This window comes from Kordiimonas sp. (assembly GCF_048260245.1).
Lineage (GTDB): Bacteria > Pseudomonadota > Alphaproteobacteria > Sphingomonadales > Kordiimonadaceae > Kordiimonas.
The window spans coordinates 1-17,341 of the sequence record NZ_JBLXGZ010000011.1 but is presented as its reverse complement, the minus strand read 5'-3'; the positions used below and the strand labels follow the sequence as shown (position 1 = coordinate 17,341).

Below are 17,341 nucleotides of genomic sequence, written 5' to 3'. Positions count from 1 at the left end.
ACAATTAGCAACTCATTCGTACCATAACAGGCAACCGGGGGGTTTGTGATTGAGTTGATAAAGTCAGATATTCTAAATCTCTCTGACAACAGCTCGCGCAATATCCCTAAAAGTCGACAGATTGCCGACGTGTTTAAATACAACCTCAATATTTGAGGAAATATAGATAGTTTTCTCCGACTATTTATTAAGCCGTTAGGGGTTTTGATATGAGAAAGTTTTTTTCTTTAGTTTTCGTCTCAGCGTTACTGTATGCAACTCCCGCGACGGCCAATCAGTCTTCTTCAAATATTATGGTTGAAATGTTCAACTGGTGGAATGAAGCCTTCAAAATTGAAGGCAGTTTCACCCCGGAAGCTTTTGGCAAACATTTCACTGACGATGCGGTCATGATCATTGATGGTTCGGTTAGAGCAACCGGCCTGAAAGAGCTATCCCGCAACTTCAACCGAATTCAGGGTTCGGTCGAGAGCGTCATTATAAAAATGCCGCCTATCGAAAGCTTCCGCCAGGGAGATCGTATCTTCACTTACCACAAGGAACTTGTGCACCACCAAGGTCAGGACAGCACCGGTTATGTCATGGGCTATGTGGTGGTACGTGATGGGAAAATCTCAAAAATAAACTTCGTCAATATGAACGAAGACGCCGCGCGGGAGCTCAGCCTTCGCGAACGCGCCGAGAAATAGCTTACCGGCACCAACAACAAAACCAATACGATCCGAATAGGATGAAAGAGAGGAAACGATGAGTAAGACTTCACGCTCAATCACGGCGGCCGCATCCAGCAAAAGCCACACCCTGCTCGCGACCACAGCGCTGGGGTTATCTCTGATTGCACCTTCTGTTTACGCTCAGTCTGCTGAGCCCAAGACAGAATTTTCTCTGGAGGAAATCACCGTAACGGCTCAGCGCCGTGAGCAAAGCCTGCAGGACGTGCCTGTCAGCGTATCTGCTTTCACATCGACCGCCATTGAACGGAACAACTTTCAGGGTGTAGACGACTACCTGTCGCGCACGCCAAACGTCAGCTTCATCTCGAGTGGTGGCCGTGACCGGAAATCTATCAGCATCCGGGGTATCACGAACTTTCTCAGCGTTGATCAGGATGTTCGTCCAAGCACTGTAGCTTTCTATCTTGACGATTTCAGCGTTGGTGGCGGCTCTGTAAACCCGCCAATGATGGACATCGAACGAATTGAGGTCCTGCGGGGGCCGCAAGGCACCTATTTTGGGCGGAATGCCGTTGGTGGGGCCATCAACGTCACCACCAAGAAGCCTGACAATGATCTCTTCGCACAGGCGAAAATCGGTTACTCCAGTTTCGATACGAAAGACGTTGAAGCCATCATCAACGTACCGATCGTACAAGACGTATTGGCTATTCGTGGCAACATGAAGTGGACCAAAACGGACGGTAACATTGAGAATATCAATCCTATTGGCGGTGGTAACGACTCTGAATATATCAACGGCCGTACTGCGATTCGTTACACTCCAACCGATAGACTGACTGTGGACGTAAATGTCAGTGTCACAGACGAGGTCTCCGGCATGCGCGAAGGCGTGCCGTCCGGTGTCTTTTCCGAGTTTGCAGGCAACACCCTCTTTGGTTACCTGAACGGTCAACCAGATCCGGATGGGGTGGGCTTCTATCCTGAAAACCGCGACAAGGTAAACTTCAACCGCCCGCAGGAGGTTGGTACCCACTTCTGGTACACGACCGGTAAAGTCGCCTACGACTTCGACGAAATAACCCTGACCAGTATCACCGGCTACATGGATTCCAAAGGCTTCCTCGCCGGCGATATCGATGGCGGCAGCGTTGATGGCTGGTATGAAACCAAGGACCTGTACCGCACGTCGCTGAGCCAGGAGTTGCGTTTGCAGTCCACCGGTTCTTCTGACCTCGAATGGGTGATCGGCGGTTTGCTGGCACGCGACAAGGGAAATGTTGAGCAATATACCTATGCCGGAGCCGAAAACGCATTCGGTCTTCCTGAAGGCACCACTGTAACCGAGACCCAGACCAACGGCAAAACAACCAGTGTGGCCGTGTTTGGTGAAGCAACCTATCACCTGACAGACCGTCTTTCTGTAACAGGCGGCCTGCGCTGGACACATGAGAAAATCGACAGTGTTCAAGTGAATGTGTCCGGCGGCATCATCTCTGACTCTGTGGATGAAACAGCCTCTTTCTCAGACATCTCACCCAAGGTTTCTGTTGGCTATAGCATCAATGACAATACAACAGCTTATGCGACCGTATCCAAAGCCTTCAAGTCAGGTGGCGTGCAAACCAATCAATTGCTGCCGGATAAAACCTACGATCCTGAAACACTCTGGAACTTTGAAGCGGGCCTGAAGTCAGAATTGCTGGACCGTCGCCTGCGGATGAATATTGCTGCCTTCTATATGAAGTGGAAAGACCTGCAGACTGAATTCCAGGATGGCATCATCAATGAGAACGGGGACATTGCCTTTGTCACCGGCATTGAAAACGCCGATTCAGCTCGCAGCTATGGTGTCGAAGCCGAGTTCACCGGCCTCGTAACCGAGAACCTGACCATGGGTGCGTCCATCGGTTACCTCAACGCCAAATACGAGAACTTCGTTTCTTACATTGAAGGTCAGAACTACACGCTGGACGGTTACACCATCCCGAACTCACCCAAATGGACACTGAGCGGTGATGCAGAGTATACCTTCCCGGTTGTGGGCGACTATGAAGGCTACATCCGCGCTGAGTGGTTCTACCGTGGTGACACCGTTTCGAACAAAGACTATCTGATCAAGTCGGGTTTCCCATACGAAGTGCCGGACTATAACAGCACCAACGTCCGTGTTGGCATGGGCAACGATCAGTACAGCATTGTCGCCTACGTCGAGAACGTCTTCGACAACAACTATTACACCAATGCATACCAAAAGGCCTTTGTCGGCGGCCTGTTTGTCGAGCCATCAGTACGGACCGTCGGTATCCGACTGTCCTTCAAAACCAACTAATATCTCTGCTATAGAGATTTAGTCGGCACGATACAGCCACCGGCCTTAAGGGCCGGTGGCTCTTTCTTAACCGGAAAGGATTTGGAATGAAAAAGCACCTGCTTCTGCTGAGCACAGCTGCCTTTCTTGGTGGCCTTCAGCCACCACAGGTAATCGCAGCACCAGACCAGGCCACCGCAGACATATCTGTACAAGCAGAATCCGAGCGGCTCCTAAGTTTCTTAGGAGAAATATACCAGCAAAATCTGGCTGTTAGCCCTATGCTGCAAAGCCAACAGGGTGAACCCGGCATCCATGCCGAGTGGGACGACATATCGGTAGACGCCAAAAACGCGGACCTAGCGTTTCTTTGGCAGTCCCTGCAAAAGCTCCATACAGATTTCGATTATGACAGCCTTGATGCCGACGGACAGTTCAACTACCGCGTCCTCGAAGAAGAGCTGAAACTGCGGATCGAACGCCACGGCTGGCGTGACAACCTCTATCCGTTGAACCAGATTGTCGGGTTGCATGTATTGATCGTTGGCACGCTGGTCAACTACCACGGCATCGGCAGCGTTGAAGATGCTCAGGCTTATATCAACCGCGTAAAAACTGTCGCCACGCCAATCGACCAACTCATCGACCAGATCAAACTTCGTCAGGACAAGGGCATTTATCTGCCCAAGCATCTTATTCCGCGTCTGATCGGCGGAGCGGAACAATCCATCAGCGGCAGACCGTTCGACGCGGAAAGCAGCATGGACAATGTGGTGTTTTCCGATTTCAAACGGAAGATCGGCTTGCTTGACATTCCTGCAGACCACAAAGCCACACTGATTTCAGATGCCGAAGCCGCGCTGAAAACTGACTTTGGCCCGGCTTACCGCGACCTGATAACAGCACTGGAAGAACAAAAACCGCTTGCTGATGACGACTATGGCGTCTGGAACCTGCCGGGCGGTGATAAGTTTTATCAATTTCTGATCCGCCAGTTTACGACGACCGACATGACGCCTGAGGAAGTGCACCAACTCGGCTTGTCTGAAGTTGACCGCATCCACGGCGAGATGCTCAAAATCATGTCAAAAGTTGGCTTTAAGGGCACTCTCAACGAATTCTTCACTTTCCTTAAAGAAGACAAACAATTCTATTTTGAGAACACGGATGAAGGAAGAAACGGCTATCTGGCGGCCGCGCGCGATACGCTGGAACGGATGTCGCAGCGGATGGATGAAATCCTGCCTTATCGGCCGCCCAGCAATCTGGTGATCAAACGCTTTGAGGAATACCGGGAAAAATCCTCCCCTGGCGCCTTCTACGAAAGCGGCAGCGCAGACGGAAAACGCCCTGGCACGATCTACGTGAATCTCTACGACATGAGTGGCGTCTCAAAGGTGGATATGGAAGCGCTTATGTTTCATGAGGGCATCCCCGGCCACCACATGCAATATTCGCTGATCAACAGCCTGCCCGAAATCCCTAAGATTCGGACTTATGAGATCTGGTGGTCCAATACAGCCCTGACAGAAGGCTGGGCGCTTTATGCGGAAAGCTATGCACGGGAGCTTGGCTTCTACAAAGACCCCTATTCCGACTTTGGTCGTTTAGCCGGCGAGCTATGGCGTGCGTGCCGTCTCGTAGTAGATAGTGGTTTGCATTACAAGCGCTGGAGCCGTGAACAGGCCGTTGACTACCTGAACGAAAACACCTCCAGCCCGCCCGAGGCAAATTATCGTGCAGTGGACCGGTATCTTGCCGTACCCGGCCAAGCTACGGCCTTCAAGGTCGGCATGAACCGCATTATTGAGGTCAGGGAAAAGGCCCGAAAGATGCTGGGTGAAAAGTTCGACATCCGGGAGTTCCATTTTGCGGCACTTCGCCATGGCAGCATCTCGCTGAAATCGATGGAAGAGTCGGTCATGGCGTGGGTCAGACAAAAGCAAGCCGCTTCAGCCGAAAAATAGACACCTGACAATCATAAAACGGACCCCGGGGATTAGTTGTTCCCGGGGTTTTCCTCATCTGCCAGTATATCACCGATCACCAGTGGCTTTGCAGGCCAACGGGCTTGAAACGGACCAATATCAGCCTCTGTCTTTCCGGTTTCGCTGCGCACCATATCAGCAAAATTTGCATAACAAAGCCGTCCCTGACACCGCCCCATCCCAACCCGGCTCAGTAGTTTGATACTGCCCGCGTCTGCAAGATGTTTATTCTCATGCAGCACAGTGCTGAGCTCTGCACAACTGACCGTTTCACACCGACATATATAACTCTCCGGCGTCATCATGCCCGCCACCAAATGCTCAGGCAGCTCTGAAAAGCTGCGCAGATAAGTCGCAAACCTCTGATAATGACCCAGCCGCTTTCGGTGGCCCCGTGCATCCGCGTTGCATGCGCGGTCATCCCGTTTCCCCAGCGACCGCAGCAGGCCAATGCCTGCAATGTGTCCTTCCGCCACGCCCGCATCGGCCCCGGCCATGCCTGTTGTCTCGCCCGCCGCAAAAAGGCCGACGACACTGGTTTCACCCCAGCGGTCATGGCTAACCAACCAGCCCCCGGCGGTGTCACCACCCCAAAAGGTCTCTGCTCCCACTTGTCTGGCCAACTCAGACGACACCTGAAAGCCGTAGCAAAGGCCCAGAGTATCAGCGGTGAAATGCTGGGCCCCTTCTGATTTGAGCCTCCCATCAGGCGTAACCGGGCATACCTCGATCCTCTCCAGGGCATCCACACCGTAAGCTCTCGATACAGTCTGGCCGAAGAGCACCGGTACACCGGCTTTTCTCAGCGCACGGAAAGACTTCAGGGCCGCCATAAATGTCCGCCCGTGCATGAGAGGCAAAAATGGGGACTTTAGTATGGAAAGGCTGCGGGAAAAGGGCTGGGCAAAAACAACGGCTTCAATATGGCCACCCGCTGCCAATACCTGCTCGGCCACAACCAGCTGCAAAGGATGGGCGCCCGCGAAAACAAAGCTGTCGCCACCGAGTACCTGCTGGCTTTTCAGCAGGGTCTGAATGGCACCAGCCCCCATGACCCCGGGCACTGTTGAGCCCGGAAAAGCTAACGGCCTCTCGTAAGCGCCCGTTGCCACCAGAACCCGGCGCGCCAGAATTCCTGCAAGCCCTTCCGGCCCTTGATGCCAAACTTCGAATAACTCTGGTCCCGACTGGGTAATACCGCTGACGGTCGTTGCAAAATGCCACTCGACCCCGGGGTGTTGTTCCATGTCAAACAACAGATTTTTCAGACCACTATATAATGGTCCCTTGAGCCAGTTCGTGACGTTGAAGCCGGACGGAGGCTGACGCAATATCTGACCGCCTGGACGCTGTTGCTCATCAAGAACCACAATGTGCACGCCAGCACTGACCAGTTCAGACGCTGCGGCAAGGCCAGCCGGCCCGGCACCAATGATTGCTACGTCGTAAACTTCGCGTGTCATATTGCTCTCATCAGAATTCATCAGGGCTTCTTCACCTCAGGCGCAGATGTGACAACGACCATGCCGTCCGTAACCGGCGTCATGCAGGCGCGCAATTTGCGAGAACGCGAAACGTCGCCGCTCGCGGCAATATCAACCATACAGTCATAGCAAACCCCCATATTGCAGAATGGGGCCCGGGGTTTGCCAAGTGGATCTACGCCCGTTGCACGTCCGGCAGACAGCATAAGAACCGCCGCCACCGTTTCGCCCTCATAGGCCGTGACATCTTTTCCGTTCAAGTGGACAGTAACCTGACCGGACCGGGTGACATGATCTGTTACACGTTTCGCCATCGGTTATTTTCCCGTCATGAAGCCATTGATATGGCCAAACCTGCTGGGGCTATAGAGTGATATATCGTAGCTTGACCGACCCTCAGTCATGAGTTCGGCAATCAATTTGGCATACACCGGCCCGAGGGTAAAACCGGACCCGCCTGTTGCAATATAATAGCCCGGGAAACCACCGACCTCACCTAGAAGCGGCAACTGATCGGACGTCACGCCGACCACGCCGGTCCAGCATCTTAGCAGGTGTAGCGGGGCCACATCGGGGACAAGACCCGCAGCAAGTTCCAAATTCCTGACTACATTGCGTTCAATCAACTCAGGGCGCCTGTTTAAGTCGGGCTGGCCATTCTTGTAGACAAACCGCGACGACCAGCCACCGCCTATCAGCAAATTGCCCGAGGCAACCTGCTTCATGGACAACCGGGCACCCGCACGCTGTAACAAATGCGGTAACCAGGGGCCCGTGCGCTCGGTCACGTTCATCATCAGCGGCACGGGAAACACCGGCATGTGAATGTTTGCCATAAGAGCACTATGCCCGGCCCATGCGCCCGCAGCATTCAGGATTTTGTCAACCACAACTTCCTGCAACTCGCCGCTTGCTTCATCCCGAATCGTGGTTGTCCAGCAGCCATGCTGTCGCTGGATAGAGATTACCTCGCATCTGGTTTTGATATCCGCACCGGCACGGCTTGCCGCGCGAGCGTATGCAGGCGTTACCAGCCTCGGGTTCGCATGTCCTTCATCCGGGAAATGGGCAGCGGCAAGAATTTTATCCGTCAGATATGGCGCCAGGTTTTTCGCTTCATCCCGCGTTAACAGCTCGGTCTGCATACCGTGCCGGGATTCCATGGCGAACTTCTTCTTCAGCAGGAGAACTTCTTCGTCGGTCATCGCGGCCATGATGCCGCCCTTCATCACAACCTCAAGGCCTTCACCAAGGTCTGTCTCAAGCCTAGCCCAAAGTTCGGCGGCAAGTTTGTTAAGGGGAATGATCTGGGCGAACTGTTCCGCCATGGCGTCGCCATGTTCAATCAGGCGGTGTTCAAGCTGAAAGTGCAGCGATCCTGCATTCTGCCCGGAGGCAAGACGATTGATTTCACCCTTTTCCGCCAGAAGGACAGACGCACCGGCATCAGCAAGGTGCCAGGCACTGGCGCACCCCACTAACCCGCCACCAATTATCAGAACGTCATATTTTTCCATAGGGCAAATCAGTATCGGGTTACTTTGGGAAATCAAATTCCGCTTATAGTATACCCAAGTCTGTCAATGTCCCCCGGATAATGTCAACTTCATTGTCCAGCAATGGCAGGATAGGCCTTCTGGGCAACCCGCCGGGGAGATCTTGCAGATTGAGCGCCGTTTTCATGATGGCCTGAGCCGAACCGAAACGAGCGATATAGTTTACATCAAACCAATCTTCCATGACCCGGCGGTCCATCGCCCCGTAAGCCAGCGCTTTGCTTCGGTTTCCAGCCCAGAGTTCATCAAAAAAGGCCGGTTGATTTCGGCCCAACACGCCGCCACTGCCCATGAGACCGTCGGAAAGGCCACTCTCGAGCATGTTGGCGCCAGCTTCGTTCATCGGTGCTCCGAAAACACGCACTTTGGTGTGCAGCGCCTGGGCAACTTCCAGATACTTTGCAGCACTACCGGTCGAGTTTTTCAATGCGACAACCTTATCAAGCGCGCAAATCAGCTCCAGCAGGTCTAGATCCATGTCAACACCGGTACCGGGCGGCCAATTATACACACAGATAGGCAGCGGGCTTTGCTCGCACACGTCAGCATAAAAGGCATAAATTTCCCGAGGAGCCGGCTTTACGTAGGGAGGCGGGGTAAGCAGGATGCCATCAAAACCACAATCTGCAGCAACATGTGCCGATGCGATGGCTTGTTCTGCGGTAAAGGCGTTACAGCCCGCGATGATAGTCATCTTGCCAGCCATGGCCGCACCGGTGGTTTTGTAGAGTAATTTTTTCTCTTCCACGGTCATCGAAAACCATTCGCCGGTTGTGCCGGCTACCACAACACCATGCATTCCTTCTTGGTGTAGCCAAGCCAATAGAGCATCTAGCATACCAGGATCAAACGCACCCTTCTGATTGAACGGCGTCGTAATGGCTGGAATGTAACCGCGCCAGTCAATAAAAGTTCTGTCCATACCGGAATTCCCCGTTTTTCTTTTTCACTTCCGCTAAGTATCTGGAAAATTTCAGTGATCTCAGGCAGAGGCGTTAACGGAATAATTTTTACTGGTCCGACCAACGTTCTCCAACTACAATGAATAACAGATTATGTTGCTTTTTGCGCAAACTACAAAGTAAGGGAGGCCGCTCCATGCATCTTAGTCTTTCCCGACTTCGTTATCTTTATGAAGTGGCGCAGTGTGGCTCGATGCGCGCCGCGAGCGAGAAGATGAATGTTGCGCCATCGTCAGTCAGCCGCCAGATCGCCACGCTGGAAGATGAACTGGGTGTGGGAGTGCTGGAACGCGGGCGCGGCACGGCCAAACTAACAGAAGCCGGTGAAATGGTGGTGCGCTACTACCGGGAAGACCTGACCCAAAAAGAAATGCTTTCCTCTCATTTGAATGACATTCGCGGCCTCAGGCGCGGCACGGTCACAATATCGATGGGCGAAGGATATGTCAGCGACCTGCTGTCTGAAAGCATGCAGGCCTTCAGCACGCGCTACCCTGAAATACAGCTCGACATCCGGGTGTCTGGCACCAATCAGGTGCTGTCGATGGTTGAAGAAGACGAAGCCCACATCGGGATGGTCTTTGATTGTCCGCCATCGCCGAAAATTTCTGTCCAGAAAGCTTATGACCAGCCCCTCAAGGCCGTCATGGCAGCCGACCACAAGCTCGCCAACAACAAGAGCCTGACGCTGGAGCAATTAAGTGGGTGCAACTGCGCCTTGCCGCTCAAGAATTTTCGGATACGCGAGATCATTGATCAGGCAGCCCTGAAAGAGAAGGTTGTCATCTCGCCGACAGTGACCTCCAATTCCCTGCTCATTCTTAAAAACATGGCAATGACTACAAACGGGGCCACTATCCTGCCCGACATCGCAATATTGAAGGAACTGAAAACCGGCCAACTGGTTTCCATACCGCTGGCAAGTAACAGCCTGTCCAACACCTCTGCCGAAATTGTGACGCGCCTTGGACGTGTGTTGCCAATTGCAGCGCGGGAGTGCCTGAAATACCTGCAATCCTATTTCAATAATGAACTGGCCTGAGCCATGCCGAGACTGTTGCACACAATGCAATGGTTTTCGCAACTGATTGTCATTGAAATAACATAAGCCCAGCCCGACCATCCGGTGTGTTTGAATATCGGGCCTTGGGGGATATATGGCTTCAAACGCAGGCATCGGGTGCCATCAGCAACATATCTGTTGCCTGCCGCCACCTGAAACATTCGTGCCCAAACCCGCCCGAAACTGCAGGAAACAAGATGCAACAACGTAAATGGACCTCGAAACTGTATTTTCTGGCAGCAGCCATCGGCAGCGCCATCGGGATCTCCAACATCTGGAAATTCACTTATGTTGCAGGCGAAAATGGCGGCGGCGCCTTCATCCTGGTCTATGTGCTTGCCTTAACCTGTGTGGCGCTACCCGCCCTGATCGCCGAATTCGTGATCGGCCGCCGCGGCGGCCAAGGCGTCGTGCGCAGTATGGATGTCCTGGCTAGAGCCGAAGGAGTCTCGCCAAAGTGGCGGTCCTACGGATGGTTGGCTGTTACCGCCGTTTTCATTGCGCTTAGCTTTTACAGTGTTGTTGCCGGCTGGACAGTGGATTATTTCATAACGTCCCTCACACCGGACGGGCAGGTATCAGACACAGCCACAGCGGCAAGCAATTTGAGCAACATGCTGGCCGATCCCACACGGATGATGTTTTATCAGGCGGTCTTCATTGCGGTAACCGCTGCCACCGTGGCATTTGGTGTCAAAAATGGCCTTGAGAAAATGCTTGGCTGGATGACACCCGGGCTCTTTATCATTCTTGGCGTTCTGCTTGGATATGCCTTTCTCTATGGCAACATGGAAAAAGCTCTGTCCTTCCTATTCACGCCAGACTTTTCCACGCTGACACCCACCATTGTACTGATGGCTGTCGGTCAGGCCTTTTTCTCTCTCGGTGTTGGTGTCGGGGTGTTGATGACCATCGCCTCCTATATGGACAAAAAGACCCCGCTCATTCGGTCTGCCGTTATTGTAGCCGCAGCGGACGGTGGCGTGGCGCTACTTGCCGGGCTGGCAATTTTCCCAATCGTTTTCGCACACGGCCTGTCTCCCGCAGAAGGACCGGGCCTGATCTTCGCAACACTTCCCGTCGCCTTTGGGCAAATGCCGGGGGGATTGATCTTTGGGCCATTGTTTTTTCTGCTGCTGTCCGTGGCAGCCCTGACATCAGCCATCACATTGCTTGAGACCATCGTCGCGTGCCTTGAAGATCTGACGTCGATGAGCCGGGTCCGGCTGACCATTATAGCGTCGGCACTTCTTTGGCTGCTTGGCCTCCTGACTGTTTTCTCCAACAACATATGGGCTCATGTCTATCCGCTGTCCTTCATTCCCTTGTTCGAAGAAAAAACAATCTTTGGCCTGCTGGACTATCTGGTCTCAAACATCCTCATGCCGCTTGGCGGTATCTGTATGGCCGTGCTTGCTGGCTGGGGCCTCGGAAAGGTGAGCCTTCTGGATGAGCTGCAGGTGGGGGACACACTTTTATTCCGGGTGTGGTTGTTCCTGATCCGCTTCGTGGTGCCCGCCGTCATCGGGGCCGTTTTCCTGATCAACCTGCTTTAACTTCAACTCGTTTCGGGAGGAAAATATGATCCCTGGATATTGCCATGTGGACCATGTGTCCATCACCGTTGCCAATCTGGACAAGGCTGTCGACTTCTACTGCAAAGTGTTCGGTGCCGAGATCGCGTATCGCATGGGGCCATTTGATGCTGACGAAATACCGGAAATGGAAGATGGTCGCGACTGGACCGAAGCTCATGTAGACGTCAAAGGCGCACGACTTTCGATCTGCATGTTAAAACTGGCATCCAATCTCATGATCGAACTTTTTGAATATGAAAGAGGCGAAAATCAGCGGTCTGCCCCCCCTCGCAACTGCGATATCGGTGGCCATCACCTTGCCTTTAAAGTCGAGAATATCGAAAAAGCCGTCGCCTATCTGGAAAAAGAGGGTTGTACCGCCATGGCCGGGCCTATCGTCATGGATGAAGGGCCAACAGTGGGGTCGCGGGCACAGTACCTACGGGATCCTTTCGGTAATTACATGGAACTGATGGAATACGCGGAACAAGGCTTCATGGCTGAAACCGGTGTTTATCCCTACGGAACCAAAGCACAAGCCTGAAACTAAAGGAACTCCCATGAACAGAGAAATCATTAACCCCGCCAGCATGTATGAAACCGTACAGTTCGGCTTCTCTCACGCAGTTGCATCCAGCGCAGCGAAGACAATACACTGTGCCGGACAAGTAGCCTGGGACAAAGACCATAACCTTGTCGGCGAGGATGACCTGGCTGTGCAGTGTGATCAGGTCTTTAAAAACCTTAAGGAAGTCCTTGCCGCTGCGGGAGCCACACCCGCCGACGTCGTCCGCATGCGTACGTATGTGGTTGACTACAGCCCCGATAAACTGGATGTGGTTGGCCCCGCAATTGCGGCTTTTTATGGTGACAGCATGCCTGCCGCCAATACCTTGCTGGGCGTCGCTGCCCTTGCAATGCCCGGCTTCCTGATTGAAGTGGAAGTCACGGCAATGATTGCTGCCTAGACACTCTTCCCTCCCACCTCCCGTGGTAGAATGCCGCACTCCTTCCCCGAGGTGCGGCATTTTTTATGCGCTCTGACTTTACACATAAAAAATCCCGCAGGCTTGGGAAAAAGCCTGCGGGAAACCTGCAACTGCCGGAGGGGCTATTGCGGCTTGGAAAGAGCGAGGTTACTGAGCCCAGTCGTTACGAACGACTTCGCCACCTTTCAGGACCATGCCCAAAGTGCGCAGCGCCCGAATGTCTTCCAGCGGGTTTTCTGTGAGAACCAGAATGTCTGCGTATTTGCCTGCCTTGAGCGAGCCGACATCCTTATCCGCTCCCAACAGTCGGGCCGGGTTAAGTGTTGCTGTGCGCAGTGCCTGTGCAGGTGTCATTCCCGCTTCCACGTAAAGCTCTGTCTCGCGGATCGATGCTACTGTTCCCTCGTTTGGCTCATAGGGGAACTGGTCACTCCCCATCGCGATATTCACGCCCATCTTGATCGCGGTCTGCAATGACTTCCAATGCTGTTCGCCAACTTGGGCGGCACGGTCCAGATACCACTGCGGCGAACCGATCTTCTCAAAGAATTCCATAGCACCTTTCTGGCTCACCACGATGGTGGGGATATACCATGCATCTGCCTTCTTCATCGCTCTGTATGTTTCTTCATCGAAGAAGTAACCATGCTCAAAACTGTCAACACCTGCCTCAAGGGCCTGCAGCGCCGCTGTTTTATTGGAACAATGCGCTGTGACCTTTGCGCCGTGTCCGTGCGCAATTTCAACGGCTTTCGTCATCTCCTCCACGGTGAGGTCAGACGACGCGATAGCACCGTGCGGGTCTGCCAAACCACGGGTGCTCATCAATTTGATCCAGGTTGCCCCTGCAAGGATTTGCCGGCGCACATGTTTGGCGACCTCGGTTGGACCATCGACACCATTGAGGACAAGATCGCCACTGTGCCCACCCGTTGGCGTTACCGGGATACCGGCACTGAAGATCCGCGGGCCAATCTCATAGCCCATCTTGATGGCTTTGTTCAGCGCGAGGGAGACATGCTTGTCTTCACCGGGTGTGCGTACCGTTGTTGTGCCGGCAAGCAGCGATTTACGTGCGTTTTCCGCAGCGCGGTAAGCCATCTCCGCCTCGGTTTCGTGCTGCAAAGCCATTGCCTGCGTGCCCGGGAGAACCAGTGTGAAATGTGTGTGCATGTTGATCAGACCCGGCGCCAAATACTTACCGGTCATCTCAACCACTTCAGCGCCATCGGGGATGCTGACGTCATTGCGCGCACCAATTTGGCTGATACGCTCATCTTCGATCAGCACTGTCGCATTTTTGATAGTTTTGCCGCTTTCGACATCAATAACATTTCCGCCGACCAGCGCTATCAGTTCAGCGGCATGGGAAGCTGCGGAAAAAGCCGTTGTCGACATAGTCGCAATCAGGGCCGACATGAGGCCATGGCGCAAGTTAATGCCACGCATTTGCTTTCCTTTCTTGGGTTATATCTTTTTAAGAATCAGGCCTTTAATGGCGCCGTTCTCAGTTATCAAATATTGCATTGACGGCATTGCGGTCAGACTCAGCACTGCGGACCAGATGAATCAGCGAGATTTTACCGTCTCTCACCTCGGCATATCCCATCGCGTGCGTGAGGTTTTGCTGTTCCCCTGCGACAGATTTGATCAAGTGGTAGGTGAATATTTTGTCACCAGACCGGAATTCTTCTTTGAAAGGCAGTACAATTTCAACACTGTCGGTACGGCTCTGGATGCCCTGAAAATGTGCAACGAGATTGTCTAGTCCCTGCACACGCATGTGCCCATCAATCATAATCGCGCCGTCTTCGGTGAAATGGCGCGCGAAACCTTCACGAGTGAAACCACCCTCCGTCTTGAAAGCCTTGTTCCACCAGCTAAACATTTGCGTGAGTTCAGTCGGGGTTTGCATGGCGTCAGCCTGTACCGGCGCGAGTAGCGCAAGCGCACCGCTCCAGAGTACGACAGCGAATGCAATTTTTTTCAAAACCTTGGCTATCACGCGCAATTCTCCTTGCTGGAAACCATGACGATGTCTGAGCCTACCTCTGGGGAATATGTGCCTTCAATGACTAGAAATAGACATAACCGTTGCTTTTCAGACAATTTCATTATGCGCCGGTTTAAACATTTTAGCGTTGGCAAGCTGATCAGGCCAGATTGTCGTGAAGCCGATTGAGCAACGTCAACAGGCGAGAAAAGTCCCCGGCGGAAAAACCCCTGATAAGCTTCCGGTAGATCGGCGCCGTTGCTTCACGCGCCGCCACCAACTTGGCACGCCCGGCCTCGGTCAATGAAATCGCCGTAACCCTTCGGTCCTCTTCGGCAGGTTGCGTGCTGACCAAGCCAGCCTTTTCCATGCGTTCAATCACGCGCATCATTGTCGACAGATTAATCACAGCGGAACGGGCCACCTGCCCAACTGCCAGCGGTGACTGTTCACCCAGGATCATCAATACGCGCCAAGAAGGTATATCGATATCAATGCTACGCAGTTCGGCTTCAATGACAACATTGTACCGGCTTACAGCCCGATTGAGCAGGTAAAAAGGGTAAGCCTCGACCTGAAATAAATCGCTTCCCGGATCCCCATAAGGGCGTCGGTCCTTCACCATACAGCTTGGTCTCCACTGAAAATATTACTTGCATATGCAAGTTTTATTCGACACTCTTTTGTCATCAATGAGCCAAAGGAGGGGCTATGTCCAGCAAACAAACCTTAGCGCAATTCGCAACGGATATCGCATCAGGTGCTATTCGTGTCATCGATCTGACCCAGATGTTGTCCGAGGAAACACCGGTCCTCGAGCTGCCACCACAGTTTGGGCAATGCGCGAAATTCTCCCGCGAGGTGATTTCTCGTTATGACGAACGCGGCGTTGCCTGGTACTGGAGCAACTTCACGGTTTGCGAACACACCGGTACACACTTCGACGCACCGGCACACTGGATATCTGGCAAGGACCTTGAGGACAATACCGTTGACCTCCTGCCCCCTGCAGACTTTATTGGCGCGGCTGTTGTGATTGACTGTTCGGTCGAAGCAGCGGCAGATCCTGATTTCCTTCTGGAAGTTTCTCATATTGAGGCCTGGGAAGCCGCACACGGTGAAATTCCTGCCGGCACCTGGGTTTTATTCCGGACGGATTGGTCAAAACGCGATGTGGATGCCTATACCAACAGGTATGAGGACGGCGCACATACGCCTGGACCGTCAACAGAAGCCGTGCGCTTCCTGATCGAAAAGCGCGACATCATCGGCTTTGGTGTGGAGACGATCGGCACGGATGCCGGGCAAGCGCACCTGCTTGAACCGCAGTATCCAGCACACACTCTTTTGCACGGCGCCGGCAAATACGGGCTTCAGTGTCTGGAGAACCTCGATCAACTGCCCCCAACCGGTGCCGTGATTGTTGCCGCTCCGCTTAAAATCAGCGAAGGCTCAGGCAGTCCGCTGCGCGTGCTGGCTCTGGTGGCAGGATAAAACGATGGCAGAGCGCTCTTTCAAGTCCGAAGTTCTAAAGCTGGAAGCACAGGCAGGCGAAGTCTTTCGCGGAGAAGGCATTCTGGCTGTAACAAAGGCGCTTCTGCAATCGGGCGTGGCTTATGTTGGCGGGTATCAAGGCTCGCCAATCAGCCATCTGATGGATGTCTTCGCCGACGCCAATGAACTGCTCGAATCGCTTGATGTGCATTTTGAAGCCAGCGCCTCGGAGGCCACCGCCCCCGCCATGCTCGCCGCCTCGGTCAACTATCCACTTCGGGGCGCTGTCGCCTGGAAGTCTGTTGTCGGCACCAATGTCGCCTCCGATGCCCTATCGAATATTGCTTCGGGCGGTGTACGCGGCGGCGCGCTGGTTATCGTCGGCGAAGATTACGGCGAAGGTTCCTCTATCATGCAGGAACGCACCCACGCCTTCGCTATGAAATCCCAGATGTGGCTTCTCGACCCTCGCCCCAACCTCACCAGCATCGTCGATGCGGTCGAAAATGGTTTCCGGCTCTCGGAGGCGTCTAACACACCTGTGATGCTGCAGCTTCGGGTCCGGTCCTGCCACATGACCGGAGAATTCATCGCGAAGGACAACAAGCGCCCTGCGTTGACGGTGTCCGATGCTGCTGCGGCCCCTGTCCGCGACCTGAACCGCATCGTGCTGCCCCCCGCCAACTTTCTGCATGAAGTCGAGAAGATCGAGAATCGCTGGCCCGCAGGCATCGATTTTGTCCAGACCGAACGCCTCAACGAGTTTTTCGGGCCGAAAGACAGCGAGATCGGCATCATTGTTCAGGGCGGCTTGTATAATAACCTGAACCGCGCACAGGAACTCATGGGCCTCGCCGATTCATACGGCGCAAGCGAACTGCCCATATATTGCCTGAATGTCACCTATCCCTTGATCCCCGATGAGGTCACAGAGTTTTGCCGCGGCAAAAAGGCTGTGCTGATCGTTGAGGAAGGCCAGCCTGAATTCATCGAACATGAACTGAATACCCTGATACGCCGCGCAGGCCTTGATACAGCTATTGTCGGCAAAGGCCCGCTTCCCAGAGCTGGCGAATACAGCGGCCAGATAATTCGCGAGGGGCTGACTAAGTTTCTGGCCACCTGGGCTCCGTCACTGCTGCGTACAGAAGACAAACCCTCAGCACCACCGGCGAACCTTGCAGACGTTGTGCCTCCCCGCCCTGCCGGCTTTTGCACAGGTTGTCCCGAACGGCCTATCTTCAGCGCGA

Annotated in this window: 15 protein-coding genes and 1 pseudogene; 9 read left to right on the top strand and 7 right to left on the bottom strand. The window is 53.6% G+C overall.

Going from position 1 to position 17,341, the window contains the following annotated elements; translation table 11 throughout:
• The first annotated feature begins 209 nt into the window (after positions 1-209).
• The 3 genes from ACN0VM_RS07840 (at position 210) to ACN0VM_RS07830 (ending at position 4,952) form a co-directional block, all read left to right on the top strand.
• A complete protein-coding gene (locus ACN0VM_RS07840) occupies positions 210-689 on the top strand; it encodes a hypothetical protein (protein WP_417450310.1) in 480 nt (159 codons plus the stop codon).
• A 58-nt stretch (positions 690-747) separates the two neighbouring features.
• The gene (locus ACN0VM_RS07835) at positions 748-3,006 is read left to right on the top strand and encodes a TonB-dependent receptor (protein ID WP_417450309.1); all 2,259 of its coding nucleotides are present in this window, start codon (positions 748-750) and stop codon (positions 3,004-3,006) included.
• A gap of 86 nt (positions 3,007-3,092) precedes the next feature.
• Positions 3,093-4,952, top strand: a complete 1,860-nt coding sequence (locus ACN0VM_RS07830; RefSeq protein WP_417450308.1) for a DUF885 domain-containing protein — start codon at positions 3,093-3,095, stop codon at positions 4,950-4,952.
• A 32-nt stretch (positions 4,953-4,984) separates the two neighbouring features.
• Here the strand turns inward: ACN0VM_RS07830 and ACN0VM_RS07825 are convergent, their stop codons facing one another.
• From ACN0VM_RS07825 to ACN0VM_RS07810, 4 genes are read right to left on the bottom strand one after another with little or no spacing between them, the layout of a single operon-like run.
• A complete protein-coding gene (locus ACN0VM_RS07825) occupies positions 4,985-6,436 on the bottom strand; it encodes an FAD-dependent oxidoreductase (protein ID WP_417450307.1) in 1,452 nt (483 codons plus the stop codon).
• Between the two features lie 20 nt (positions 6,437-6,456).
• Positions 6,457-6,771 carry a (2Fe-2S)-binding protein gene (locus ACN0VM_RS07820; RefSeq protein ID WP_417450306.1) on the bottom strand — a complete coding sequence of 105 codons (315 nt, stop codon included), beginning with the start codon at positions 6,769-6,771 and terminating at the stop codon, positions 6,457-6,459.
• 3 nt (positions 6,772-6,774) lie between these two features.
• The gene (locus tag ACN0VM_RS07815) at positions 6,775-7,974 is read right to left on the bottom strand and encodes an NAD(P)/FAD-dependent oxidoreductase (protein ID WP_417450305.1); all 1,200 of its coding nucleotides are present in this window, start codon (positions 7,972-7,974) and stop codon (positions 6,775-6,777) included.
• Positions 7,975-8,017: 43 nt separating this feature from the next.
• Positions 8,018-8,935, bottom strand: coding sequence for a dihydrodipicolinate synthase family protein (locus ACN0VM_RS07810; RefSeq protein WP_417450304.1), 918 nt, complete (start codon positions 8,933-8,935; stop codon positions 8,018-8,020).
• Positions 8,936-9,111: 176 nt separating this feature from the next.
• Here ACN0VM_RS07810 and ACN0VM_RS07805 point away from each other — a divergent pair, with 176 nt between their 5' ends.
• From ACN0VM_RS07805 to ACN0VM_RS07790, 4 genes are all read left to right on the top strand, one after another.
• A complete protein-coding gene (locus ACN0VM_RS07805; protein WP_417450303.1) occupies positions 9,112-10,017 on the top strand; it encodes a LysR family transcriptional regulator in 906 nt (301 codons plus the stop codon).
• A gap of 218 nt (positions 10,018-10,235) precedes the next feature.
• On the top strand, positions 10,236-11,594 hold the full coding sequence (locus ACN0VM_RS07800) for a sodium-dependent transporter (RefSeq protein WP_417450302.1): 1,359 nt from the start codon (positions 10,236-10,238) through the stop codon (positions 11,592-11,594).
• Between the two features lie 25 nt (positions 11,595-11,619).
• Positions 11,620-12,159: a VOC family protein gene (locus ACN0VM_RS07795; protein ID WP_417450301.1), complete on the top strand. Its 540-nt coding sequence runs from the start codon at positions 11,620-11,622 to the stop codon at positions 12,157-12,159.
• A gap of 16 nt (positions 12,160-12,175) precedes the next feature.
• Positions 12,176-12,583, top strand: coding sequence for a RidA family protein (locus ACN0VM_RS07790; RefSeq protein WP_417450300.1), 408 nt, complete (start codon positions 12,176-12,178; stop codon positions 12,581-12,583).
• Positions 12,584-12,751: 168 nt separating this feature from the next.
• Here ACN0VM_RS07790 and ACN0VM_RS07785 read toward each other — a convergent pair whose 3' ends face one another.
• The 3 genes from ACN0VM_RS07785 to ACN0VM_RS07775 form a co-directional block, all read right to left on the bottom strand.
• Positions 12,752-14,053: an amidohydrolase family protein gene (locus tag ACN0VM_RS07785; RefSeq protein ID WP_417450299.1), complete on the bottom strand. Its 1,302-nt coding sequence runs from the start codon at positions 14,051-14,053 to the stop codon at positions 12,752-12,754.
• Positions 14,054-14,111: 58 nt separating this feature from the next.
• The gene (locus ACN0VM_RS07780) at positions 14,112-14,609 is read right to left on the bottom strand and encodes a hypothetical protein (RefSeq protein ID WP_417450298.1); all 498 of its coding nucleotides are present in this window, start codon (positions 14,607-14,609) and stop codon (positions 14,112-14,114) included.
• Positions 14,610-14,757: 148 nt separating this feature from the next.
• On the bottom strand, positions 14,758-15,222 hold the full coding sequence (locus ACN0VM_RS07775) for a MarR family winged helix-turn-helix transcriptional regulator (protein ID WP_417450297.1): 465 nt from the start codon (positions 15,220-15,222) through the stop codon (positions 14,758-14,760).
• Positions 15,223-15,308: 86 nt separating this feature from the next.
• Between ACN0VM_RS07775 and ACN0VM_RS07770 the strand changes: the two genes are divergently transcribed.
• On the top strand, positions 15,309-16,091 hold the full coding sequence (locus ACN0VM_RS07770; protein WP_417450296.1) for a cyclase family protein: 783 nt from the start codon (positions 15,309-15,311) through the stop codon (positions 16,089-16,091).
• A gap of 4 nt (positions 16,092-16,095) precedes the next feature.
• Positions 16,096-17,341: pseudogene (locus tag ACN0VM_RS07765) on the top strand (indolepyruvate ferredoxin oxidoreductase); the annotation flags it as partial.